The sequence below is a fragment of the Rhodococcus sp. NPDC019050 genome, assembly GCF_055664235.1.
The window spans coordinates 1-21,654 of the sequence record NZ_JBVOON010000028.1 but is presented as its reverse complement, the minus strand read 5'-3'; the positions used below and the strand labels follow the sequence as shown (position 1 = coordinate 21,654).

Annotated in this window: 24 protein-coding genes and 1 pseudogene; 11 read left to right on the top strand and 14 right to left on the bottom strand. The window is 65.1% G+C overall.

What is annotated here, in order from left to right; genetic code table 11:
• Positions 1-108: 108 nt before the first annotated feature.
• Positions 109-1,206: a DUF4238 domain-containing protein gene (locus tag AC0B44_RS20670; RefSeq protein WP_229581521.1), complete on the bottom strand. Its 1,098-nt coding sequence runs from the start codon at positions 1,204-1,206 to the stop codon at positions 109-111.
• Between the two features lie 323 nt (positions 1,207-1,529).
• On the opposite strand from AC0B44_RS20670, the gene AC0B44_RS20665 reads away from it, so the two are divergent.
• Complete coding sequence (locus AC0B44_RS20665; RefSeq protein WP_471904621.1) at positions 1,530-2,111, top strand: DUF4352 domain-containing protein; 582 nt, start codon at positions 1,530-1,532, stop codon at positions 2,109-2,111.
• Positions 2,112-2,213: 102 nt separating this feature from the next.
• On the opposite strand, the gene AC0B44_RS20660 is transcribed toward AC0B44_RS20665, so the two are convergent.
• The 5 genes from AC0B44_RS20660 to AC0B44_RS20640 all read right to left on the bottom strand — a co-directional run bounded on the left by AC0B44_RS20660 (position 2,214) and on the right by AC0B44_RS20640 (position 5,210).
• Positions 2,214-2,771 carry a hypothetical protein gene (locus tag AC0B44_RS20660; protein WP_471904620.1) on the bottom strand — a complete coding sequence of 186 codons (558 nt, stop codon included), beginning with the start codon at positions 2,769-2,771 and terminating at the stop codon, positions 2,214-2,216.
• Positions 2,772-3,056: 285 nt separating this feature from the next.
• A complete protein-coding gene (locus AC0B44_RS20655; RefSeq protein ID WP_471904619.1) occupies positions 3,057-3,926 on the bottom strand; it encodes a zeta toxin family protein in 870 nt (289 codons plus the stop codon).
• The gene (locus tag AC0B44_RS20650; protein ID WP_471904626.1) at positions 3,926-4,378 is read right to left on the bottom strand and encodes a hypothetical protein; all 453 of its coding nucleotides are present in this window, start codon (positions 4,376-4,378) and stop codon (positions 3,926-3,928) included. The genes AC0B44_RS20655 and AC0B44_RS20650 overlap by 1 nt, the downstream gene beginning before the upstream one ends.
• Positions 4,379-4,622: 244 nt before the next feature.
• Positions 4,623-4,895: a hypothetical protein gene (locus AC0B44_RS20645; RefSeq protein ID WP_471904618.1), complete on the bottom strand. Its 273-nt coding sequence runs from the start codon at positions 4,893-4,895 to the stop codon at positions 4,623-4,625.
• A 123-nt stretch (positions 4,896-5,018) separates the two neighbouring features.
• Entirely contained in the window at positions 5,019-5,210 is a 192-nt protein-coding gene (locus AC0B44_RS20640; protein ID WP_471904617.1) for a hypothetical protein, read from the bottom strand.
• Positions 5,211-5,320: 110 nt separating this feature from the next.
• Here AC0B44_RS20640 and AC0B44_RS20635 point away from each other — a divergent pair, with 110 nt between their 5' ends.
• The 5 genes from AC0B44_RS20635 to AC0B44_RS20615 all read left to right on the top strand — a co-directional run bounded on the left by AC0B44_RS20635 (position 5,321) and on the right by AC0B44_RS20615 (position 7,435).
• Entirely contained in the window at positions 5,321-5,776 is a 456-nt protein-coding gene (locus tag AC0B44_RS20635; RefSeq protein WP_471904616.1) for a hypothetical protein, read from the top strand.
• Positions 5,777-5,814: 38 nt separating this feature from the next.
• On the top strand, positions 5,815-5,961 hold the full coding sequence (locus AC0B44_RS20630) for a hypothetical protein (protein ID WP_024100472.1): 147 nt from the start codon (positions 5,815-5,817) through the stop codon (positions 5,959-5,961).
• Between the two features lie 160 nt (positions 5,962-6,121).
• Positions 6,122-6,475 (top strand): hypothetical protein, encoded by a 354-nt coding sequence (locus AC0B44_RS20625; protein ID WP_229583191.1) that lies wholly within the window; start codon positions 6,122-6,124, stop codon positions 6,473-6,475.
• Positions 6,472-6,612, top strand: a complete 141-nt coding sequence (locus AC0B44_RS20620; RefSeq protein WP_471904615.1) for a hypothetical protein — start codon at positions 6,472-6,474, stop codon at positions 6,610-6,612. Before AC0B44_RS20625 ends, AC0B44_RS20620 begins: the two co-directional genes overlap by 4 nt.
• A 316-nt stretch (positions 6,613-6,928) precedes the next feature.
• Positions 6,929-7,435: a hypothetical protein gene (locus AC0B44_RS20615; RefSeq protein ID WP_471904614.1), complete on the top strand. Its 507-nt coding sequence runs from the start codon at positions 6,929-6,931 to the stop codon at positions 7,433-7,435.
• Positions 7,436-7,628: 193 nt separating this feature from the next.
• Here the strand turns inward: AC0B44_RS20615 and AC0B44_RS20610 are convergent, their stop codons facing one another.
• The 3 genes from AC0B44_RS20610 to AC0B44_RS20600 form a co-directional block, all read right to left on the bottom strand.
• Entirely contained in the window at positions 7,629-8,717 is a 1,089-nt protein-coding gene (locus tag AC0B44_RS20610) for an alpha/beta hydrolase (protein ID WP_174479695.1), read from the bottom strand.
• Positions 8,718-9,132: 415 nt separating this feature from the next.
• Positions 9,133-9,600, bottom strand: coding sequence for a hypothetical protein (locus AC0B44_RS20605; RefSeq protein ID WP_155419004.1), 468 nt, complete (start codon positions 9,598-9,600; stop codon positions 9,133-9,135).
• A 140-nt stretch (positions 9,601-9,740) separates the two neighbouring features.
• The gene (locus AC0B44_RS20600; RefSeq protein ID WP_059384851.1) at positions 9,741-10,088 is read right to left on the bottom strand and encodes a hypothetical protein; all 348 of its coding nucleotides are present in this window, start codon (positions 10,086-10,088) and stop codon (positions 9,741-9,743) included.
• A 430-nt stretch (positions 10,089-10,518) separates the two neighbouring features.
• Here AC0B44_RS20600 and AC0B44_RS20595 point away from each other — a divergent pair, with 430 nt between their 5' ends.
• A complete protein-coding gene (locus AC0B44_RS20595; protein ID WP_471904613.1) occupies positions 10,519-11,466 on the top strand; it encodes a phosphatidylserine/phosphatidylglycerophosphate/cardiolipin synthase family protein in 948 nt (315 codons plus the stop codon).
• Positions 11,467-11,540: 74 nt separating this feature from the next.
• Here the strand turns inward: AC0B44_RS20595 and AC0B44_RS20590 are convergent, their stop codons facing one another.
• On the bottom strand, positions 11,541-12,281 hold the full coding sequence (locus tag AC0B44_RS20590; RefSeq protein ID WP_471904612.1) for a hypothetical protein: 741 nt from the start codon (positions 12,279-12,281) through the stop codon (positions 11,541-11,543).
• A gap of 167 nt (positions 12,282-12,448) precedes the next feature.
• Between AC0B44_RS20590 and AC0B44_RS20585 the strand changes: the two genes are divergently transcribed.
• A complete protein-coding gene (locus tag AC0B44_RS20585; RefSeq protein WP_471903975.1) occupies positions 12,449-12,556 on the top strand; it encodes a hypothetical protein in 108 nt (35 codons plus the stop codon).
• An 83-nt stretch (positions 12,557-12,639) separates the two neighbouring features.
• Here the strand turns inward: AC0B44_RS20585 and AC0B44_RS20580 are convergent, their stop codons facing one another.
• From AC0B44_RS20580 to AC0B44_RS20565, 4 genes are all read right to left on the bottom strand, one after another.
• Entirely contained in the window at positions 12,640-13,626 is a 987-nt protein-coding gene (locus AC0B44_RS20580) for an alpha/beta fold hydrolase (protein ID WP_471904611.1), read from the bottom strand.
• Positions 13,627-13,906: 280 nt separating this feature from the next.
• Positions 13,907-15,286, bottom strand: coding sequence for an FAD-binding protein (locus AC0B44_RS20575; RefSeq protein ID WP_471904625.1), 1,380 nt, complete (start codon positions 15,284-15,286; stop codon positions 13,907-13,909).
• Between the two features lie 32 nt (positions 15,287-15,318).
• Positions 15,319-17,823 (bottom strand): tyrosine-type recombinase/integrase, encoded by a 2,505-nt coding sequence (locus tag AC0B44_RS20570; RefSeq protein WP_471904610.1) that lies wholly within the window; start codon positions 17,821-17,823, stop codon positions 15,319-15,321.
• The gene (locus AC0B44_RS20565; RefSeq protein ID WP_471904609.1) at positions 17,816-19,018 is read right to left on the bottom strand and encodes a tyrosine-type recombinase/integrase; all 1,203 of its coding nucleotides are present in this window, start codon (positions 19,016-19,018) and stop codon (positions 17,816-17,818) included. The genes AC0B44_RS20570 and AC0B44_RS20565 overlap by 8 nt, the downstream gene beginning before the upstream one ends.
• 74 nt (positions 19,019-19,092) lie before the next feature.
• Here AC0B44_RS20565 and AC0B44_RS20560 point away from each other — a divergent pair.
• From AC0B44_RS20560 to AC0B44_RS20550, 3 genes and pseudogenes are all read left to right on the top strand, one after another.
• Positions 19,093-20,347 (top strand): annotated as a pseudogene (locus AC0B44_RS20560) (IS3 family transposase).
• 59 nt (positions 20,348-20,406) lie between these two features.
• Positions 20,407-20,724, top strand: coding sequence for a 3-oxoacyl-[acyl-carrier-protein] synthase III C-terminal domain-containing protein (locus tag AC0B44_RS20555; RefSeq protein WP_471904608.1), 318 nt, complete (start codon positions 20,407-20,409; stop codon positions 20,722-20,724).
• Positions 20,725-20,747: 23 nt separating this feature from the next.
• On the top strand, positions 20,748-21,110 hold the full coding sequence (locus AC0B44_RS20550; RefSeq protein ID WP_378528754.1) for a nuclear transport factor 2 family protein: 363 nt from the start codon (positions 20,748-20,750) through the stop codon (positions 21,108-21,110).
• Positions 21,111-21,654 lie beyond the last annotated feature (544 nt).

The window sequence follows — 21,654 nt, the reverse complement described above, 5'->3', positions numbered from 1 at the left end:
GGCAAGAACAACCCTATTACCTGCGTATATGGCCGGTTCCTCTGATGGATTCGGTGGACTCGGGACGAAGGAGGAGCCGGCTCCGACTGCCGAACACCCCGGAAAGGGCTACGGCGTGTACCAGCGCGGAACCGGCCAACCGGGTGCATCAGGAACGTCGGCCCACCGACTGCGCGCGGTCGCATCGTTCAAGAGAAGCCGCAGTGCAGCTGCGGCGCCGAGCCCGGCTGCCTGCTCGTCATCCAGCTCAGGAACCCCAACGCGAGCAGGAACCTCAAGGTGCGCCGCGATGTTGTCACCGGGCCGCTCGAACACCATCGATATGGCCGCCGCGACGATCTCGTGATTGATGCCTCGGGTCTCGTCCCGATCGAGCACGTATCGACCGCTGTGCCGCAGCCCTGGCCGGAGCATGACCAGCAGATGCTGCGGGCCCAGCGGATACAACACGACCGCACTGGGAATCACACCTAAAGTAACCTCCCTGCCGTGAGGAGGGCCGGCCAGAATCACCACCGGGTCATCGCACGTCACGATCGGCGCCGCAGTCCGATACACGGCCCACTCCCGCTGATACAGACTTCTGGCCACCGTACGGCGGACATCGGAGAACATCAGCGTGATCGCCTCGACCCGCGCATCCTGGTCTGTTCGGTCAAGCATGTCCTGAAAATCCGCCTCGGTCAGTCTCGGATCCAGTCGCCGATAGAACTCGCGTTTCGCCTCGACCGGCCCCTTGATCACCATCAAGTGGCGTTCTCGGCTCACAGGTGTCCGCGTGATCTGGAGACCGAGGAAGATCGACAGATCACGCTTGAGGTCATCGTCCGACATCACCCCCGAACCCCACTGCTCAAGTTGGTCAAGTCGATGCGCGCACTCGTCCTCGATACGGGACAGGTGCTTTTCGACCCACCGCAGCGGTTCATCCATCGTGCTTCCCGGCGACGGCAATGAGTAGAAGTTCGTCTTCTTCGCAACCTCTTTCGGCGGCTGCGGCCGCAACACCTGCCGGCGGTCGGCAAGGACCGGTTGTACCTTCCCGTCCACGGCCCACCGCTTCAGGTACATCTGCGGCACGTAGTGGTGTTCCTTGCCCTGTTCCCTCTCCCCCTGGCGCATGGACTCGGCAACGAACTCGTCCTCGAGCCACCGGTGTTCGAACCGCAGCGCAGTCATCGTCTGCATCAGCTGTCCAGCCATCATCGCCGCACCCTTGTTTCCTCGACGCCGTTTGATCCGACCCCTGTCCCGGTGAGGGACACCGCGGACCATAGCCGCGGACACCGACACCCCCGGGGCACTCCAAGTGCGGTAACTAGGTCTTGACCTGCATTGACAACACGTCCCCCGCCCGATCAGCACGACCTGGTCTCATCCGTCGTTTCTCGCCTGTCTATCGGCCGACGCCCACACCCGGCGAGCCTGCTATCGAAGAGGGACACGGCGGCGATACACCGGTAGAGGGAATGGCCGGCCTCTGGGCGTTCGAATGCTGGGACCGGCGGTTCCGGAAAGAAGGACCGAACATGAAAAGGCGCATCCTCGCCACCGCCGCCGCGGCCGGTCTCGCAATTTCGCTCGTCGCATGCGCAGACAACGGCACCACCACTTCCGGACCACCACAATCCGACAGCTGGATCGAAGGCCAGATGGATCAGACCCCACCACCGAGCCCGGAAATCCCCGAAGTCGCGATGGGTGAAACCGTCACGATCACCCAAGAGCAGTACGGACCTACCCAAGGTGTCACCGGCACCGGAACAGTGACCGTGTCGGACTACGGACCGATCACCCCCGCACAGGCCGAGGCATACGTGCTGTCGCTGCACGGCAACGAGTACACCGCGTGGGTGGAAATCGAGAACCTGACAGGTGAGTTCGTCTACAACTCCCTGTATTTCGAGCTACACACCCCCGAAGGTGACATCGTCACCGCGTCGAGTCTCGCCCCGGACCCTGACCTCGGTTCGGGCAATATCCGAACCGGCGATCGGCGCCGAGGAACCATCATGTTCGAGGTCCCCCAGGGCATGACCCCCGACGAAATGGTCCTGATCGACACCGACGGCAGCACCGCGATGGCAGTGTGGACCCTCAGCCAGCAGTAGCCGGCAACCGTAGCCCCGAGACCGGACATGTTCATCTTCCGCGTCCCTTCCCCGCACCGGGATGGGCGCGTCGTTCCTGTCGGCCGGAACATGGAACATCGTTCAGGCGGTGCGGGCGATCTCCACAGCGAAGCGACCGTCGACGGTCGAGGTCACCCGGGAGTCGATGTGCAGACCGGACTTGCGGACCGCGGCGATCTTCCCGGTGCGCAAGTCGCGGGCGGCGACCGTGGCTGTGCGGCGCTTGTCACGGTCGTAGACCTTGTAGGTGAGCCACTTTCCCGGCTCGGTGTTGGCCAAAGCGTTGACCTTCGCCGCAGCGAACTCCTGCGGCGAAGGGGTGCGCTCAGCGACAGGCAGGGCACCGAACACCTCGGCCAGCGTCTTGCGGTCGGGTTCGGCGGTCAGTTCGTCGAGTAGGTTGCTGTGCCGGCGGCCGTCGAGCTTGCCGAGTTGCCCGGCCTCAATAATGCCGTGGCCGGTCGCGGCGTCGACCGGGGTCCAGTCGAGTTCGTTGTCCCAGTAGAAGTCCTGGCCGAGCTGGCGGTGCAGCACGAACCGGCCCAGATTCGGGACATAGGCGTAGATCCAGGCGGCCTGCGTGTCCTCGTAGGTGAGCCACTGATCCTGACCGAGGTAACTGACGGTGTACAGGCTCATGATGTGTCCCTTCCGAGATTCATCTTCCGTGGTGCATAGTTCTTCGGGGTGACCGGGCAACCGCCGAGCTCGGACAGCTGCGTGAGCCCGAGTGGGGTGGGGACCTGCGCCCAGCGAGTAGTCATCTTCTCGATCAACGCGACCCGCTCGGTGACGGGAACGCCGGTGTCGCCGGCGCGCTCGTAGTCGACATGGGTGTCGTCCGTGACCTGCTGCGAGGCGCCGGTATGGAACTGGAACTCGGCGACCAGAGCATCCGGTGCAGCACTGCGCAGGCCAGGACAGCTACGGCACGGTGTGCGAATCGTAGTTGACGACGCCGTTGTGTTTGGTCACCGTCGACTCCACATGCGTGCCGGTCGTGTAATCGTCGACGAACAACGTCATCGACTCGATCACCGCCGAAAGTGGATGCTCGAACGTTGCCCGTGCATTGCGCGCACAGATCGACCGCGTCGACCCCTCCGGATACAGATCGGTGATCGCCGAGGTCGGAGTGAAACGGCCACCGAGGTCGTTGTCCGGGTCGATGCGACCGGTCCACCATCTGTCCTGCGCACGATGAAGGGCAGTGTCGCAGGTGACTTCCACATCGACGATGGTCAGATCCGTATAGCCGGCACCGCCGAGTTCGGTAAGCAACTGCGCGCCGAGACCGTCCCAGCGGAAAGTGCCTTCGATGACGATGTTCTCCCCCGCCCTGACACAGCGTTCCCGTGCCACGTCGAGAATCTCGGTGGATTCGCGGTGCACGAGCGTGGCCAACTCCCGTGGACGCAACCGGCGCCCGTCCGGCAAGACCATGCCGAGCAGATCGTCGTAGACGCCGCGGCCGAGCACGTCACCGATCAGGTGATCTTTGATTCGATCCGCATCGAGGACACGCCAGCCGTGTCCTGCCAGACCGCGGGATTCGATCGCGGTGGACTTGCCGGCGCCGGGAACACCGGCGGTGACGATCGCGCACCGGCCACCGTGCTCGATGCCGTCCTGCTCGGCCAGATACGCCTCGACGATCGCATCCTTGGTGCGGCGGCGGCGTGGGTCGTCGGCGTACAGGCGAAACGACGCCCGCACGCCACCAGCGTCGAGAATCCCGCCCGAGGCGCACCACGAGTCGAGAACGGTATGGGTCTTGACGCACAACTGTTCCACTAGTGGCGGCTCGCCGCCCGCCGCGCTGCGGTGACCTCGAACAAGCGCTGATAATCGGTGTCGGAGAGCAGATCCCCCGCGCGTTCGATCTGATCCCAGCTCCCCCGCACGTAGACGTCGGCATTCGGGTCGCCCTCGGGCGGGCCACCGAAGGTGTAGTCCCAGTGCTCGAGCTCGTCCATCATCTGCTCGTGATCGAGCTCGCCGACCGCGTACCGCAGCAGCACCTCACGAGGGGTGCGCTCGCGGATATCCGGCCGCAGACGAGCCTTCTTGAGTAATCGGCTGATCTCGGGCTGCTCCACCCCGACACGACTGGCGATCTGACGCTGCGACCATCCGGCCTCGACCGCAGCGAGCACCGCGCGGATCTTCTCGAGCTGCGCAAGCTCGGCGCGCGGGGAAATCGCACGCAATTGCCGCTCGATATCGTTCTCGAACGCCACCGACATCATATTCACCACCTCAACTGGACATATACCAAATGGTATCACTCGTGGGTGGCAGACAGTGCGGCCAGGACGAACCCGTCCACACCGAGCACCCCCAGGAGGCCTTCGCCCGAGAACCCCACCGGGCTCAGCGGCTGGGGATCGTGTCAGTGCCTACTCTCACGAACTTGTTGAGAATCTTCGGTCCAGTCCCTATCAGTACCGCGGTGCGCAACCGGTTGTCGATCACACTTCGCGGCCCGGCTCAGGTCTCCTTCACAGCGCGGGACTGCTCGGTCGCTGATGGCGCCGACGCGGTGGTGCGGATTCGGATCGGCTGCGGGGAATACCGCAGCCGGGTGCCGTCCGGATCGGACATGCCCTGCACCCAGCCTTCCTGCCAGAAGCGCAGGTAGACATGCGGATCGCTCACCCACCGCGGGATCGCCGGATCTTTCGGCTCGCGTGTCGGGTTGCGCGCGAACCGCGCCCCCGCACGGCGACCGTCCCGATAGCCGCGGTCCTCGTCGTCGAGCATCGACCACTCCCCCTCCCTGTCATGGTGCGGCCGATCGTCTGTGACCGCACGTGCGAGCTGTGCACGCCCCGCGACCGTAGACACCAACACCGACACAGGCGGTGTGAAAGCAGCGACAATGGCTCAGTCGAGCTCGTAGCCCGCCTCACGGGCAATGATGACCGCGACCTCATCGAAGGTGATCACCCCGCGGATCAGATCGACGAGCAGGTCCTTGTCCCCATCGCTCATCTGCCGGCCTTCGATAGCCATGATCGGTTCCATCTGCGCGACAGCCGCGCGGGCCTCAGCCTCGGTCGTACGGGGTGCTGGCACGGCCACCAGCACAGCACATCCCACCGACCACGACCACACGACACGCGGGCCGCGGTCATACCCGACGGCTGCGGCGAGACGCCGGCGAGGGGCGCCCGCGGCGAAGTGCCGTGCCACAGCACGTGCCCTGCCCTCCTTCGACGTTCCCGATCGCCGAGCACGCGGACGTCGGGTACGTGCGCACCCCTCGGACACGGCACTTCGCCGCAGGAAGAGCCGGTCTACTTTCCGGTCTCGAGCATCAGAACCTGGCCCTCGACACCGAGACCGATGGTCGACTCGGTCCAGCCGCTGTCGACGCAGTCGCCTCCGGTGGCGGCCTGCGCCAGCCCGGCACCGGTCAGGCCGACGGCGCCCCCGCGGCCGCCGTGACCAGAGCCCGCGCGATGATCGAACGTCGCATGTGTCGGTTCCTCCTGTTGTCGACACGCACCCCGGCCGGATCGTCCGGCCGCGGTGGAGCCGGTGTCCTTGCCGCACCGGTGTCACCCAGTGAGATGCGCCCAGCGGCAGCACAGTTCCCGGCACTGGCGGATCGTCCGGCACCGGCTAGCGTGGCCGCGTAGACGCAACGAAGCAGGCCATCGGCGACGCAGCCGATGCGATGACCGACGACGAACTCGAACAGGCCATCGCGGCGCTGCACGCCCGCGAACGCGAACTCCTCATCGCCGGGGACAGCGCCGCGGCGTTCGATCTGATGGGCACCAAGTTCGTCCTGCTCTCGACACTGGACAACCGCCGCCGCTGACCTTCGGAAGAACAGGACCCACCCGCCATGTCCCGGCCCCGGCCCGGACAGTCCCGCACGAGGTAGACGTACACCGCCGCCGACGCCCACACCGGGCGGATCTATCCGGCCCGCGGGGTCGACCACATAGCCTCGGACCGAGAGCGGAAGGAGCGTGGAGGTGGCCGTGGTGACCAGGACGATGGTCCGGCGCAAGCTCGTGCACACCGGGCTGCTGCTGAAGATCAAGGCACAGAACCTGCCGATCGACAGTCCCGCCATCCGGGCGCGGCTGGCCACCACCCGCGAGCAATGGGCACATCCGATGTACGGCCGGTACATCGACCTGTGGGAACAACTCATCGACACCGGCGATCTCGACGAGATCACACGCATCGTCCTGGCCGACGACGAACGCGGCGAGGAAATGCGCCGGTTCTCCCCGTTCACGGTCTATCTGACCGAGGAAGCACGGCTGCTGTCCATTCGGCTGACCTCCGCGCTGATGGGCACCCCGGCTGACACTGCCGGATGACCGTCGAAGTCCCGGCGTTGTGTGGCCTCGCCTGGATCGTCACCACGATCCTGCTCGCCGACCTGGCCGCGCTGGCGCACACGCGTACGCGACCGGCGCCGACCCGTGACTGCACATCGACCGCTCTACCTGTATAAACGACACGTCCCCACCGAGGTTGAGCTCAGCGGGTGAGCGAAAAGACGCGCGATACACCCTGATACCCGGGCCCGAGACACCCTCGGACGCACAACCGACCCCGCCGGCTACCGGCCCCGACACCTACGCGGACAGAACGCCGACACCGCTGGAGAACACCCCGGCTACCGTGAACGCCGTGATCCACACGTCCGAGCAACCCACGCCTCGCACAGGGGCGCGAGCCGCCCCTCCCTCGGGGCGCGGATGCAGCTGACGACGCCGGGTCTACATCCCCGAACCAGACCTGCCCCTAGCACCACCGAAGGAGAATCCGTGCTCGAGTTCTTCCGCCGAAAGCGCCGCCGTGCAACACCGTCGACCGAGTCTTGGATGGGTCGATGCATCGGCACCGCGACGCCGCCCGCACTCGAGCATGCGCAACGGCTCCTGACCGACTGTCACGTCACCGAACCGTTCGTCGAGCCCGGCGATGACGAGTACGAACTGTGGAGGGCCGGCAAGCTCGTTCCCTTCTATCTCACCGAATTGCTCAATGCGGGAGGACACTTCGGCCCCCAGGTCGATACCGCATGCCTGGCCGAAGAGCCGGCGGTCGACCGCTGGGAAGTGGGCGTCGAATATCCGAGTTGGGAGCAGACCGTCGCGCTGGCCCGCTTCCTCGATGTGCGGGTGCGCGATCTGGCCCACCCCGATGCCGAGCCCCGGCACCACGAGGTCCGTCCGCGACTCAAGATTTCAGGTCTGGCGATCCTGTCCTTCGAGCCTTCGGCCGTCGCAGCCGCCACGCCCGCCGGCCACGACGATCACCCCGCCGTCTGACAAAACGGTGTGTCCGGACCCGCCAGATAAACAGGCGCTGAACTGGCCGGACGGCATGTCCCCACCCCGCGTGGGTGGGGACCCGGTTCCGGGCACTTCAGTACACGCGCGATCACGACACAGACGGGCGCATGCGGATGCAGTCGTGCCGGGTACCTGACGATCCCGGTGAGCGGTCACCGGCAATGTTGGGTCATTGCGGCTGCGGCAACCCCAGTTCCTCGGCCAGCAGCGGCCAGGACCGGTGGAATGCGTCCTGCCAGTAACCCCACGAATGCGTCCCGGCCGGCTGCAGATCGAACGTCGCGGGAATGTCGAGCTCACGCAGACGGGTCTGCAAATTGGTGGTGCACCAGTGCACGGCCGCTTCGATCACCCCGCCGACGACGACCTGATTGGCCAACGCCAGCCCTTGCTGATCAAGCGCCGCGTCCTGCTCCCCGATGGTGAACTCGTTGCCGAGGGTGTCGTGCGGGCCGGGCAAACCCGTCGCATCCGAGATGAACAGACGCGTGCCGCGCAGCCCTTCGGCGTTGACCACCGGATCATTGGCCACCCACGCCGGATCATCGTCCTCGCCGTACATATTGCGCACATCGCCGCCGCCCCAGGTCTCGACGACCAACTTGACGAACTCGCGGCCGACCGGATCCGAGGTCTGGGCGCATCCGCTGTACCCGGCCACCGCCGAATAGAAGCCGGGTTTGGCGATCGCGTACTGCAACACCGCCGTGGCGGTCATCGAGTTCGCCGCGATGGCCTGCACGCCGTTGGTGTCCAAGGCGGCGTCGATCAGTGGGGGGAGTTCGTCGAGGAAGAACGTCTGCCACTTGTTCATCCCGAGGTTCGGGTCTTCGCGTTTCCAGTCGGTGTAGTAGGAGAACGCCCCACCGAGGGGCATGACCACATTGACGTTCTGACCGGTCAGGAACTCCCCGACATCGGTGTTGGCCCACCACGTCGCCGAATCGGTGCCACCGCCCGCCCCGTTGACCAGATACAGCACCGGACGCGGCTCGGACGCATCGTGGGGGCGTTGCACCCGCACCGGGATGGTCGTGTCCATCGCCGCCGAGTACACCTGCACCGTCAGGTACTGGCCGTCGATCTCACTCGAGACGATGCGCGAGCCGTTCGGGGCGACCGGATCGGCGAGCAAGCCCTGCGAGGCCACGATCGGATCGTCGTCACGGTCCTGCGCCGACGCCACCCCACCGCCCAGAGGCACGAGCATCATCGCCGCCACCGCCGCGGCGAGCATCCTCGCCCGTCTCGTCCCCATCGATGCTCGACTTCGCACGTCGACTCCCCTCACCCTCACCCCCGGCCCGAACGGCCAGATAGTCCCGACCCCTCATGTTCCGGACGCGTCGACGCTACCCAACACCGCAACGCAGAGCCGACACCGACACCGGCACAGGGCCATCGAACCCGCAGGAACCTGACCACCGGCCGCACTTCGGCGATATCCGAACAGCCTGCCTGTGTGGAGCACGGAGATCGGTCAGATCATGTGGGCCGCTGCGACACTGCGCTCTGAGCTGCACTGATGACACGTCCCCCGGCATCGGTCCACGACGCCGCCGGCCACGCGGTCACTCTCGCCGGCTACACCGCCGCCGACGCCCACACCTACGACGTCCGCATCTACCCCACCCGCGCGTAAGCGGCGGCAGGAACTACATCTTCGGCGTCGACTACTGCTGTTTAAAACCGGTCGAGGCAGTTTGGCGGCGTTTTCGCCACCACAGCACCGCGGCGACTATCGGCGCGATCAGGACGATCCATCCGACGACGGGAATCTGTGCAGTAAACCCAAGAAGGACCAGCCATACGAAGGCGATAACCAGCCACCTCACGAGCTTTTCCCCGAGGAGCAGACCTCCACCCTGAGCAGCACGAGCTGCCTCGGTAGCGTGAAGCTGCGCCTGGCGCTTGGCTTGCTGGGACTGCCGAAACGCACGCTTCGCTTCTGCTCGTTGCGCGGCTTTTTCTTCCTGCTTCAACTGTCGTCGCTCGGCTTCGCCTCGCTTGTACTCCGCCTGGGCGATGCGCTCCATATTCTTGGCCGATCGAGCGGCTCTCTCCGCCGCTACCCGCGTACGGGCCGAATTGCAGTAAACACACGACGGGTCATCGAACACCAAATGGTTACGGCAGGTCACCGACACAGGGTAGACGGTGGAGCACCCGAAGCGCCTCGCTAGACACTCTGGTTCACGCCACATCCGAGAGGCGAGATGAGACCGTGGCCTGCCGGGTTGCGGCCATCGCCTGGGGCACCCGGGCACTGCGCTGCCACCAGCTACTGCGGCCGTCCATCGGGCCCGCCACCGAAGGTGTGGTCCTGCACCCGCTCCCCGACGGTCGGGAGATGCACCCGGCCGCTGTCCAGATCGATCCACCCGTCCCCGCCGACAGACAGGTCCATCCGGCCGTTCTGCTTGCCGACGATCTCCTCCGCCGTGTGTCGGGTTGCCGGAGAGAAGAGTTCGTCCATCACCCCCAGCATGCCCGCCCCCGCATCCGCCGATCCGCCGCCGGATGTGTGCCGTCGCCAATAGATCCAGCCTTTGCGTTCGGCCCACAACGCCAACTGATCGAACCCCACCACGATCGCCACCGCGATCGCCCCGACCACAACAATCTCCATTGCCCCCACTCTTCCGGCCGTCGACCGCAGCGTCACTGCGGTCGGCCACCCACTCCCGCTGTGCGCGCCCTGCGCCCACGTACCCCTGCCACGGACCAGAACACGGCCGGCACGCACGCTACCGGCCGCCGACGCATTGTCCGAGGCGCACCAGAGCTCCAATATCGACCACAGTCCCACCACACCGCGTACGTGCCGGACCCGGCACCGCCCCGCGACACTCGTCGCACCCGACGAGCGTGCCCATGTCGCCGCCCCCTCCGGACTCCGGCGGACTATCGGAGCAATCGCACAGAAACCGGATATGACCTCGTGTGATGACACGTCCCCCGCCCTGGGCTGACACGCCGCCGGGCGCCGGAAAACGCACACCCTCGGCGCGGCTGTCATCCGGCCACCCGGAACGTGCCGGCCGATAGGGTGACCGATTGTGGCCACCGTCCTGCACGCACCGCACCCCTGGCCGGCCATCACCGCGGCCCTCCGCAGCCGAGGGCCGCGCCGCGTGGCCATCGCCTACCTCGACCACACCGCGCCCGACCTTTTGCCGCTGCGGGCCGGGGACCAGCTGGTCGTCAACGCCGCCCGCCCCGCGGTGCGCGCACACGCCACCTCCCCCACCGCCCTCGCCCACTTCCTCGACGTCGGGGTGCAGGTGCTGTCGACTGCGAACCTGCACACCGGTCTGATCGTCACCGCAGAGAAGGTGATCGTCGGCCCGGCCAGCGCCTCCCATGCCTCCACCGTCGCCGACGAAACCGCGCTGATCACCGACGACCCCGCCGCCGTCGCCGCAGCACATGCCTTCCTCGACCGTCTCGAAGACACCGCCGTGGTCGATGAGGTGTTCCTCGACAGCGCCACCGCCATCTGGCAGATCGGCCGCGTCGTGCCGTTGGCCGGGATCGGCAGCCGCGCGCGTCTCGAGCACGACTTCCTGCCCACCCCCGTACGCCGGATGTTCCTGCGACACCTTCACGACTACACCCCCACCGACGACGAGACCAGCCAGGTCTCCCCTGCGCCCGGCAGGGGCGGGCCGGACCCGCGCTACCGCACCGAATGGGTCCGCGAGGACAGCCCAGGCCCCGACCGTCGCACCCGCCTCGAGCCCGGCGACGTCGTGATCCGGATCAGCGACGACAACACCCGGCTGGACCCGCCGGCCGTCGTCGACACCGGCCCGCACCGCATCCCCCACACCCGCCACGCCCTGGCCTACCGGTTACGCGCCCGCACCGACCTCGACCCCATCGCCATATCCGACGCCGCGCGCATCCTCACCGACCGCGGTCACTCGAACCCACGCCTGCACCGCGACCACCGCATCATCTCCGCGAGCCTGCGCGCCGCGGTGCTGGCTCTGTGGAGACTGTGACCATCTCTGGACCGTGGACCGGCGGCCTACCCGGTTCACCCACTGACGTGCGTAAATGGCACGTCCCCCGTGCCTTACACTGCCGGCTGCATCGCCTCGGCGGCGAAGGTTTCTGTCCACCACCGGTCGAAGTTGGCGTGCTCTTTCGGTAACGCCAGGGCCGGGGCGACGACGAAGTACCGCTCGACGGTCGGGAACACCGGGCCGCGTTCGTGCTGGTAGACACGCAAGATTCCATCGTCCCCGATGTCCGGGCGAACCTTGTTCTGTGCGGCTCCGTCGACCGCGAGGCGACCGAGGATGTTGTGCATGCTGGCCCGGGGGCCGCGGCCGCGGATGCGAACCGAGCGTGCGGCATTGCCGAGCTTGGTCGGGTCGGTCTTGCGGGGCCGCAGGATGCGGCGAATCTCGTAGATGGCGTGCTCGTGGCTCTCGAGGATTGCCTCGAAGGCATCGAGGACGTTGTCGAGCTGGTGCTCGCGGAGCATGTCGATCAGGCGGCGGCCGCCGACGAGGCCCTGCGCTGGATTGAGTGCGAGTGCGAGGTGTTCCATCAACAGGGTTCTCGCGCCGACTTCGGGTGTTGCGGCATAACGAGCGAAGTTCTCGGCGCGACTGCTCTTGTTGGCGAAGCTGAACGGACAGAATGTGCATGCGCTCTTGCCGACGCTGGTGCCGAGGATCGAGCGGGTGTAGTCGATCGCGTCGGCGCGTGACCACCCCCAATCGATCAACGGGTACTTGCCGGTGCGTCGGTCGGTGTTGAAGAGTGCGTCCTTGTCCGCGCGGCGCTGCTCGCCTGCCTCGAATCCCATGACGTGCCGATAGGGGCGGCCGCGGGTGATCCGAGCGATCACCGGGTCGAGGACATCGCCTTTCGCGTGGACGGAACTTTACTGCACCAACTCACACCCTGATCGCAGATGCCACCACACGCGGCTGAGACCGCGAGGTCGAACGACACCAACGCACCGTGGACGGGATGACTCAGGTCGAGATTGCCGAGATCCTCGACGTCGGGCGGACGACGCTGTACCGGCACCTGATGCGGGCTGCTGATCAGTCGGCTGTCTACGCAGGTACCAAGTAGGCGACTCCACCCAGGAGCACGTCGATCGTCCTTTCGTTCTCACACAGGAATGAAACTTGCTCGAACTGGATCTCGCCCCATCGTCATTGGGTCAGGACATGCTCGTCGAGGAACTGCTGTGACATCTCGGCAATCGCCGCGGCGTGGGCGTGGAACAAGTAGTGGTGGCCGCCCATGATCGTGACCTGCTGGATCGCCGGGTTGCTGACCGCCGCACGATGCGCGGGTTCCCATTCCGGTTCCACCTCGAGTGTGGAGGCGGCGAGGATCGACAGTGCAGGCAGCGTCGGAGGGAACACGAAACTCTCGGCTGCCTGGACGTTCTCCGCGTTCCATGCCATCTCGTCCAGCACGGTCGGGTTCAGCACCCACGAGTACGCACGTAGGTACAGGTCCTGCTGCTCCGGGGTGTACTCGGCCGCGCCACCGAGGCTCTCCCGGTAGTCGGCCACCAGTCCCAGGTAGTCGGTGCTCTCGTCGAGGGCGATCAGGTCCCGGGTGCCACCGACAGCGTTGACGCCGGCCATCCAAGTCGGCCAGTCCGGGGAGCTCTGGGCGCCGTCGGCGGTGTAGCGCTCGTCGTCCAGGCCCACCACAGCGGCGACCTCGTCCGGGTGGTGGGTGACCCACCACATCGCGTACAGACCCGAAATCGAATGAGGCATCAGGACGTAGGGACCGTCGAGTCCTAGCTCGCGGAGCGCGGCCCGGGTCTCGTTGACGATCGCCTCGCTGGTTCGTGGGGCGTCGGTGCCGTCGCTCAGGCCCAGCCCGAAAGGCTCGACCGTGACGACCGTGTTCTGCCCGGCAAGGCGCTCGGCCAGCGGAGCGAACCCGAGGATCGGTTCCGGCGTGGCCAGGCCGGGCATCAGGACGATGGTCCGTGGTCCCGAGCCCTGGGCCGCGACGCTCATCCGGTGTCCGTCGACCTCGACGTACCGATGTTCGGGGCCGATCAGTTGCTCGATCGCCTGCTTGTCGCGCGGCGTCTGCCACCAGTGAACCGTCGTCGAAATAGCCACGGCAACAACAACTACCGAGACCAACCCGAAGAAGGTCCAGCGCACCACACGAAGTAGCCTACGTCGTGGCTTCGGCGGCGCCGAAGCCGCTTCCTCATTCGTCCGATCCTCGGTCTGCATTCCTGATTCCACCTCGGCGGTGGACGGATCAGGCCTCCCCAGTGTCCCCATTCGACCAACCTAACCGACGCCACTCCCGCGGCTGAGCGTTTTACTACATTGCGTAGTAAACGGTGCTCTTGGAGTTTGCGGCAGGTCTCGACGGAGTCGCTGGCGCTCTGCACGAAGTGTTCCGCCGAAAGGAAGATTCGTCCTGCAGGAGCGCCGTCTAGCTGGACACCAGGAGGAGCCGGCGTGCGAGATCGGAGACGAACACCCGATCCGGGTCGATACGGTCCCTGATTGCCCGCCATTCGTCGAGCCGCGGGTACATGCGGGCGATGCGTTCAGGGGTGCTGCGTGAGTCCTTGGCGAAGTAGAGTCGGCCGCCGAGGTCGAGGACGCGTTCGTCGAGTTCGTCGCAGAACCTGCCGAGGCCGTCGCGGATCGGGAAGTCGAGGCTGAGCATGTACCCGGGCTGCGGCCACGACAGCGGTGCCGGGTTGCCCTCTCCCATGCGTTTGAACACGTTGAGGAACGAGCGGTGGCCGGACTCGGCGATCAGGCGGATGGTGTCGGCGAGTTGCTGTTCGGCGCCGAACGGGACCGAGAACTGGTACTGCAGGAACCCGCCGGAACCGTAGGCCCGATTCCATTCCCCCAGCAGATCCAGCGGGTGATAGAACTGCGTCAGGTTCTGGATGGTGCCCCGGCCGTGCTTCGGGTACATCCGGTACGCGGCCTCCGCGGCGATCCTCGTCGTGACGCGGTTGACCATCCCGCTCGGGAAGATGTCCGGGACCGTGAACAACTGTGGGGCATTGAACCGCAACGGGTCCCGGCGAAGCTTCGGCGGCAGCTGATCCAGTGTTGCCAGCGAGCCGCGCGTGAAGCCAGCGCGCCCCAGCTTCGAACCGGTCGAGATCGTGTCGGGCACCGACATCGAGTAGTCGTAGCCCTCGTCGGATCCGCCGGTCAGCAGTCCCATCGTCTCGTCGAGATTCGCGGTGCGGTCGTGATCGGCGATGAAATACGCGGTCTCGGTGTGCTTCATCCGCACGCGGGCTCGCACGACGATCCCGGTCAAGCCCATTCCGCCGACGGTGGCCCAGAACAGGTCGCGGTCGTCACCGGAGGGTGTGAGGGTACGAATCGTTCCGTCGGCGGTGAGCAGGTCGAGTGCTTCGACGTGGTTGCCGAAGCTACCGTGCGAGTGGTGATTCTTGCCGTGGATGTCGGCGCCGATCGCGCCGCCGATCGTGACCTGCCTGGTTCCCGGCAGCACGGGAACCCAGAGTCCGTGCGGGAGGACGGCACGCATCAGGGTGTCGAGGCTGACGCCGGCGTCGAGGTCGACGATTCCCGAGTCCGGGTCGATGTGGTGGATGTGGTCGAGGGCGGTCATGTCCACGACGAGCCCGCCCGCGTTCTGGGCGGGGTCGCCGTAGCTGCGGCCGAGGCCGCGGGCGATGACACCGCGCGGTCCTGCCGCGCGTACTGCATGGGCGATCACCTCGAGATCGGGAGTGGCAAGTACATCTGCGGGTGTCGCTGCACGCCTACCCCACCCGCTCAGAGAACGCCGTTCGGTTCTGAACTCGGTCGTCACAGTCACTCGGCCCACAATAGCCACCGCTGGACTCAATCCAGCGCAGCAAACGGATCCTCCTCGAAATCTGATGCCATCGCGGTCTCCTTCCTCGCCGCGCCATCGTCGGCAACTGGCATCCCGAGGCTGATGGTCGTGGTGGTCCGCGTCATGCGCTTCGTCTCGTCGCGCTTGTCGCGAAGGCATTGAAGTGTGAGGTCGATGCCTTCGATCTCGCCCTTCCACCCCTCGGTCAGGGCGCGTTGGCGACGGTCGAGCAGGTCGCTCTCCAACTCGTCCAGGCGCCCCACCATCTTCGGGTTGACGTGCAGCATCGGGCAGCGGATGCAACTGTGCTCGTGCGAACACGGCGTTCCGTATGGGCGCCCGCACGATCCGAGTTCGACCTTGCGCTTGTCGAAATGCTCCTCGAACTCGTCCCATTCTTCGTTGGTGGCGGGTCGATACTCCTCGGCCGGGCGGAGTGACCGTCGCGTGTCGAGGTACCTCTGGTAGTGAACAATGACGTCCTCCGCGAAGACCCCCACGTAGCCGCGAGTGGTATCGACGCTCACGTGTCCCAGGAGGGCGGCCCCGATGTGAATCGGCAGTCCGTTGTTCATCGCCTCAGTCGCGAACAAGCGGCGGAAGTCATGGGGTGTGAAGGTCAGGTCCCGAAACGCCGGCACCGTCGCCGCGAGACGCATGCATGGCTTCTTCAAGGCGTTCAGCACCGAACTACCGGTGATGACACGGCGGACACCTCCGATCTGGCGCTGAAAGAGGAAAGGCAACGGGTCGGTCAGCTGCCGCTCGTGGTCGTCGTAGCGAGCGATGATCGGGATCGGCCCGTTTGCCGTCAGGCGCCGGACAACCTGCGCAAGCACGTGGAAAAGCTCAGGTGAGCAGGGAATGACCCGTTCACGATCTGTCTTCGACGGTGCCACGACCAGAAGGGCAACCGCCTCGCCAGACGGCCGGACATATCGGCGCAGGCTCGTGTGCGAGAGTTCGGCAAGTTCCTCGACACGGATCCCCGAATGTCGGAGAACTTCGACGTAGGCCCACTCCCAGAACGCCGATTCCTCGGCAGCGACAACGTCGATGGTGTCGCCGGTCGCATGTTCGATGACGCGCACTGTATGGATTCCGAGGGCGTGGTTTCGACGGTCGGTGCTGGAGTTCGTGCGCTCATACGTCCCTTCTCCGTGCTCGAAGGACGCGCCGAGGGGAAGCTCGCGGGCGCGGCGTAGCAACCCTGCAAGGTGATCGATGCGGTCCTCGACATGAGCCACGAGAATCGGCAAGAGGGGCTGGCGAACACGAATGCGGTCATCGACGCGCTCCTTGATCCGCCTACGGCGTTTGGAGAACCCACGAAGGTCGGCCTGTGGGATCGGACATGGCGCTGCCCATTGCGCCCATCTCTCCGGTTCGTCGAGCGCCCAACTTTGAATGTCGAGATACAGCGCGCGCACTGGCAGCAGGATCGACTGGATCGATGTGCGAGGTGCGCCGTCCCTTCGGAGTCGGATCGTCTCCTTCCATTGGTTGTAGAGGTCCTCGGACAGGTTCAAGTCAGGTTGTCCGGGTGAGAGTTCCTCGATCTTCGCCCAGAAGTTGTACCCAATCATCCCTGCAAGGTTGTGGCGGGTGTTGTAGTCGGTGTCGCCTTGTCGGCGGCGCAGGTAGTCGATGAGCAACTGCCTGACGCCGCTGTTCTGGAGGTTGTACCGATCGATCAGTTCCTCTGCCGTCAACTGACCGCGGTACATCATGCTGCGCAGTGCTGGCGGGGTACCAGCAGGAAATTGGCCCATCCCCTGCAGCACCTCCCACAGCAGAAGACCCGCGAAGTGTCCCTTAGCGGATTTGGTCACCCCCGCGACCAGTCCGAGCCGTCGACACTCGATCGCGTAGTGCAGCACCGCCGCCGGCGTAATGTCGGCGAAGGCGATTCCTTGGGTCGTCATCAGGCAGCACAGGTCGAACTTGGCGACGTCCTGATAGCGGGCTTCTGCACCGACTTCTGTGACTCGCCCGAAGAATCGGGTGACTCCGGCATCGCGTTGAGATGCCTCGAAATGCCGCGGATACGCCGAGAACTTGTTACTGCGGAACCCCGTCAGCGAGGGTGTGACGGCACGGAGAAGGAAGAGGGATTCCGCACCCATGATGAGTTCGTAGCCGTCGTACTTCGTTGAGCCGAGGCTGCGGACAGGCGTTCCGGTGTGGTCGAATCCACTGGCCAGCCACCTGTCCTGCCAGGTTTCGCCGGGGAACGCCTCCAGGTGCGCGAGGAGTTTCCGAGTCCCTCTGATCCGTTTGTTGCGCTGCGACTTCTCCGTCGACCCGAGGGTCGCGGCCAGGGAGATGAGGGTGTCAATGGATGCCTCCGACATGTCGCCGTGCGGACCGGGCGGTTTCGATGCTGTGGCCGGCGTTGCGTCTACGGTGTCCACCGCGAAGCGCGATCGCGCCTGCGCCCGGGCGCTTGCATCGTTGCCGACTTCTGGTGCTTGCCGACTCCTGATCGTGTAGCTGGGGGTTTCAGTCACCGAACACCGCCTCCATGTCGTCCTGGTTGTAGCCAGCGGTTAGACGTGGGGCAGTGACCATTGGTCTTTGATAGTGCTCTTGTAGTCGGTCGATCAGATCGTCGAGTCCGGCGCGTTGGTAGATTCCCGTCGATTTGAGGCTGCGGTGCCGCAGGATCGCCTGCACCTCTTCGATCTTGAAGGTCGGGTCTCTGGACAGTCGGGTGGCGGCGGTATGCCGCAGATCGTGGGCCGACCAGTTTGTTCCCAGTTGGTCGTTCGCACGCTGAATGACGCGCCGCAAGGCCGAGTAGGTCAGTGGCCGATCGCCACCCCGGCGGGATCGCCAGATGGGTTCGTCAGGACTGCGGACGTCGATCGTGTCGAGATAGCGTTGCAGCACCCGCAACGCCTCGCCAGACGTCGGAACAGCCTCACGCTCGCGGGTTCCTTTCGACACCACATAGAACCGCAACCCCGACCAGTCGATGTCCCCCATCGTCACGTTCAGAAGCTCACTCGCACGAGCACCACTCGTGACGAGCATCAGCAGTATCGCCCGGTCGCGGTCGCAGGTCATCGCCGCGAAGAACTCGTCCCAAAGGTGGTCGGGGATAGCCCGCGGCTGCAGTTTCGGCACCCGTTGGCGGAGCGGACCCCGGCGAAACTCTGGCCGCCCCTCGATCGGACTGCGATGCCGCAATGCGATGGCCCGCGCCCGGTTCACAGGAACTGGGCTGACGAGCGGGCCGCGTGAGTGCTCAGCGTGGAAGGAGTAGAACCCTGCGACCACGGACAGTGTGTGGTTGATTCCCGTCGGCGCATACCCTTTCGCCAAGTTCCGTTTGCCGGTCTTGATGTTCACCGCGCCAGGCAGTGTCGCGTCAGCACGTTTGCGTTCTCGTTGGTAGTTGACGCCATTTCGCAGCGATCCAACCAGGACCTCGACGTCGGTTCGCGCGGCGGCGTCCCACTCGACATTCAGGTGCCACAGGACACGGAACCAACGCAGGAGACCATAGGCATATGCACGTACGGAGCCGTCCGCGACATCCGACAGCGCCAGTTCCCGCAGGTACGCAGTGGCTGAAACGACTTCCGTGCCGTGGTCATCAAGCAGCCTCCACGGAGGAGTTCCGGCCGAAGTTCGTACCACGCGCCCCGACCGCTGCACGGGCTCTTCGCCATCCATGAGACGCCGCCGCAACTCGTCCATGTAGACAGCCTGCGCTCGAACCCGACTGGGTTGTCGATGACACGCCGCGATTGGTGCAGTCAACTATGCACATCATGTCCAAGCGTTACCCCGCCGAGCAGCGTGAACGAGCGGTGAAGATGGTCCTCGACCACCTCGACGAATATTCTTCGCCGTTCGCGGCGTGCAAAGCCATCGCCCCGAAGCTCGGCGTCGGTGTCGAGTCGCTGCGCACCTGGACCCGCCAGGCTCTGATCGATGCCGACAAGACACCCGGCGTGACCACCGCTGAACAGCAACGAATCAAAGAGCTCGAACGCGAAGTCCGAGACCTCCTGAGGCCAACGAGATCTTGAAATCGGCCTCGATTTTCTTCGCGAGGGAGCTCGACCCTCGCCGCCGCTGATCTGCCAGTTCATCGACCAGATACGTGCACAAGGACACCGGGTCGAGTCGATCTGCGCCGTGCTCACCGAGCGTGGCGTCAAGGTCGCCCCACGCACGTATCGGAACTGGAAAACTGCTTCTCCATCCCGCCGGACCGTCGCCGATGCACATCTGACGAACGCTCTGCGTGAGACCGTCGGCACCGCCGAAGGTCTCTACGGTCGCCGAAAGATGACCGTGCACCTGCGTAGACACGGCCACGACGTCGCGGCATGCACCGTCGACCGGTTGATGCGTGATGAAGGGCTGTCCGGAGCGGTCCGGGGCCGTCGGCACCGCACCACCGTGCGCGGCGGCTCGGACAGCCGCCGCGCCCCTGACCTGGTCGATCGTGATTTCACCGCCGAGGTTCCGAATCGGAAGTGGGTCACCGACTTCACCTATTGCCGCACCTGGGCGGGGTTCGTCTATGTCGCGTTCGTGATCGACTGCTTCTCGCGGGCGATCGTCGGCTGGCATGCCGCCACCGTCAAAGACACCGCGATGGTCACCACCGCCTTGAAGATGGCATTGTGGCGACGTGACCACACGGGCCATCCGGTCGGCTCGGGGTTGATCCACCATAGCGATGCCGGCAGTCAGTACACTTCCATTGCTTTCGCGGAAACCCTTGTGCTGGAGGGTATTGCCGCGTCGGTCGGCAGTGTCGGAGACGCGTACGACAACGCTCTGGCCGAGAGCACGATCGGGTTGTTCAAGACCGAAGTGATCGCCAAGGCAAACCCGTTCCATCCGGGTCCCTACAAGTCCGTCGAGGACGTCGAGTACGCCACGATGGAGTGGGTCGACTGGTTCAATCGCAGTCGCCTGCACAGCCGTCTCGGATACGTCCCGCCGGATGAATTCGAGGCGGTGTACTACGCTCACCTGTCGACTCCGCAACCGGAGCCGTCACCGATATAGGAGCGGCAAGAAACCCGAGACGGTTCAATCCGGAGAAGGACATCATCAAGTTCATCGACTTGTTCGCCACCAGACTTGCTCAGCTGTGTGCCGAGACATACGCGAGGACCGATCTGCATTCAGAGGATTTCAGCCATCTCGTGCTGGCGAACTTGATTGTGCCGGTCCTGCGGAATTATGCGGCTGTCGCTGGCATCTCCTTTTCCCGGGTACCGACCGAGAACATCGCCAGGTTCGGCCACTGCTTCGCGCACGATCAGCTCATCACGCTCGCGACTCTCGACAAGACCGGTGCCATGACCCAAGGACAGCGCGCCCTAGCCATCGGCATTGGCGCTAATCATCTTTTCAGCTCTACCGTTCTCCGCAAGCTCTGACTCAGAATAGGAAAATCCTGACAATGGCATGGACTGATCATGACGCCCAGACCTTCGTCCGGCACCATATTGAGGTCTGGAACACCCATGACCTGGAGCAGATCGTCCGTCTGTACTCCCCGGACATCGAGCTCGTGTCACCCTTCGCCGGACAGACTATGGGGAGTGACGTCGTCCAAGGTCATGACGGGCTCGAGAAGTACTTCGGCACGGCGCTAGCTGCGAATCCGGACCTTCGATTCGAGGTCGTGGATGTGTTGCGCTGCGTGGACACGGTGACGATTTACATGCGCAGTGTCGGTGGCCGGATGGTAGCGGAGGTCCTGTTCGTCGGTGATGACGGTCTGATCACCAAGGTTCTGGCGCATTACAGCGCCGCCGCCTAATGGCTGCAATCATCATCACTCCACCGGTCTATGCTGTCGGGGACCTTCAACCCGTGGAGCAGGTAGCGGGGGCGGGCGCACTCGCTGATCGGCTGCGTTCCTATGGGTTTGATCTGTGTTCAGTGTCGGACAAGCCGCCGTCCGAGCTCGCTGGCGCTGCTATTGCAGCACTGCTGCACAAGCTCGACGTGTCTGCCGATTCCGTCGACGCAGTGGTGTACGGTACGTGCTCGCACCGGGGTGAACCTGACGGCGCTGTGACTGTGCCCGCGATGTTGGATCGTCTCGGATTGGCCAGTGTGCCCTTCGTCGGCGTGTGGCTTGGCGAGTCGGGCAACCTAGTCGGCGCTGTGCGCCTTGCCCGGGGACTGCTGCGGAGTGGAATGCGTACCGTGCTCATCGTGGTCACAGACGCAGTGCCCCAACGTCACGGTGAGTTCCGCGCGATGGGGACTGCCCCCACTTCAGTTGACTCGTGGGGTTGAGCGGTTCAGGCCGCGTATGCGACTTGGTTGATTGTCTCAAACTCGATCGGGGTGAGCTT

Excerpts from the sequence above, each read along its gene's own strand:
- AC0B44_RS20630 (WP_024100472.1), top strand. The coding sequence starts at position 5,815 with ATGACCGACGACGAACTCGAACAGGCCATCGCGGCGCTGCACGCCCGC.
- AC0B44_RS20665 (WP_471904621.1), top strand. The coding sequence starts at position 1,530 with ATGAAAAGGCGCATCCTCGCCACCGCCGCCGCGGCCGGTCTCGCAATT.
- AC0B44_RS20600 (WP_059384851.1), bottom strand. The coding sequence starts at position 10,088 with ATGGAGATTGTTGTGGTCGGGGCGATCGCGGTGGCGATCGTGGTGGGG.
- AC0B44_RS20660 (WP_471904620.1), bottom strand. The coding sequence starts at position 2,771 with ATGAGCCTGTACACCGTCAGTTACCTCGGTCAGGATCAGTGGCTCACC.
- AC0B44_RS20670 (WP_229581521.1), bottom strand. The coding sequence starts at position 1,206 with ATGATGGCTGGACAGCTGATGCAGACGATGACTGCGCTGCGGTTCGAA.
- AC0B44_RS20565 (WP_471904609.1), bottom strand. The coding sequence starts at position 19,018 with ATGGACGAGTTGCGGCGGCGTCTCATGGATGGCGAAGAGCCCGTGCAG.
- AC0B44_RS20620 (WP_471904615.1), top strand. The coding sequence starts at position 6,472 with ATGACCGTCGAAGTCCCGGCGTTGTGTGGCCTCGCCTGGATCGTCACC.
- AC0B44_RS20585 (WP_471903975.1), top strand. The coding sequence starts at position 12,449 with ATGACTCAGGTCGAGATTGCCGAGATCCTCGACGTCGGGCGGACGACG.
- AC0B44_RS20590 (WP_471904612.1), bottom strand. The coding sequence starts at position 12,281 with ATGGGATTCGAGGCAGGCGAGCAGCGCCGCGCGGACAAGGACGCACTC.
- AC0B44_RS20610 (WP_174479695.1), bottom strand. The coding sequence starts at position 8,717 with ATGGGGACGAGACGGGCGAGGATGCTCGCCGCGGCGGTGGCGGCGATG.
- AC0B44_RS20650 (WP_471904626.1), bottom strand. The coding sequence starts at position 4,378 with ATGTCGGTGGCGTTCGAGAACGATATCGAGCGGCAATTGCGTGCGATT.
- AC0B44_RS20645 (WP_471904618.1), bottom strand. The coding sequence starts at position 4,895 with ATGCTCGACGACGAGGACCGCGGCTATCGGGACGGTCGCCGTGCGGGG.
- AC0B44_RS20550 (WP_378528754.1), top strand. The coding sequence starts at position 20,748 with ATGGCATGGACTGATCATGACGCCCAGACCTTCGTCCGGCACCATATT.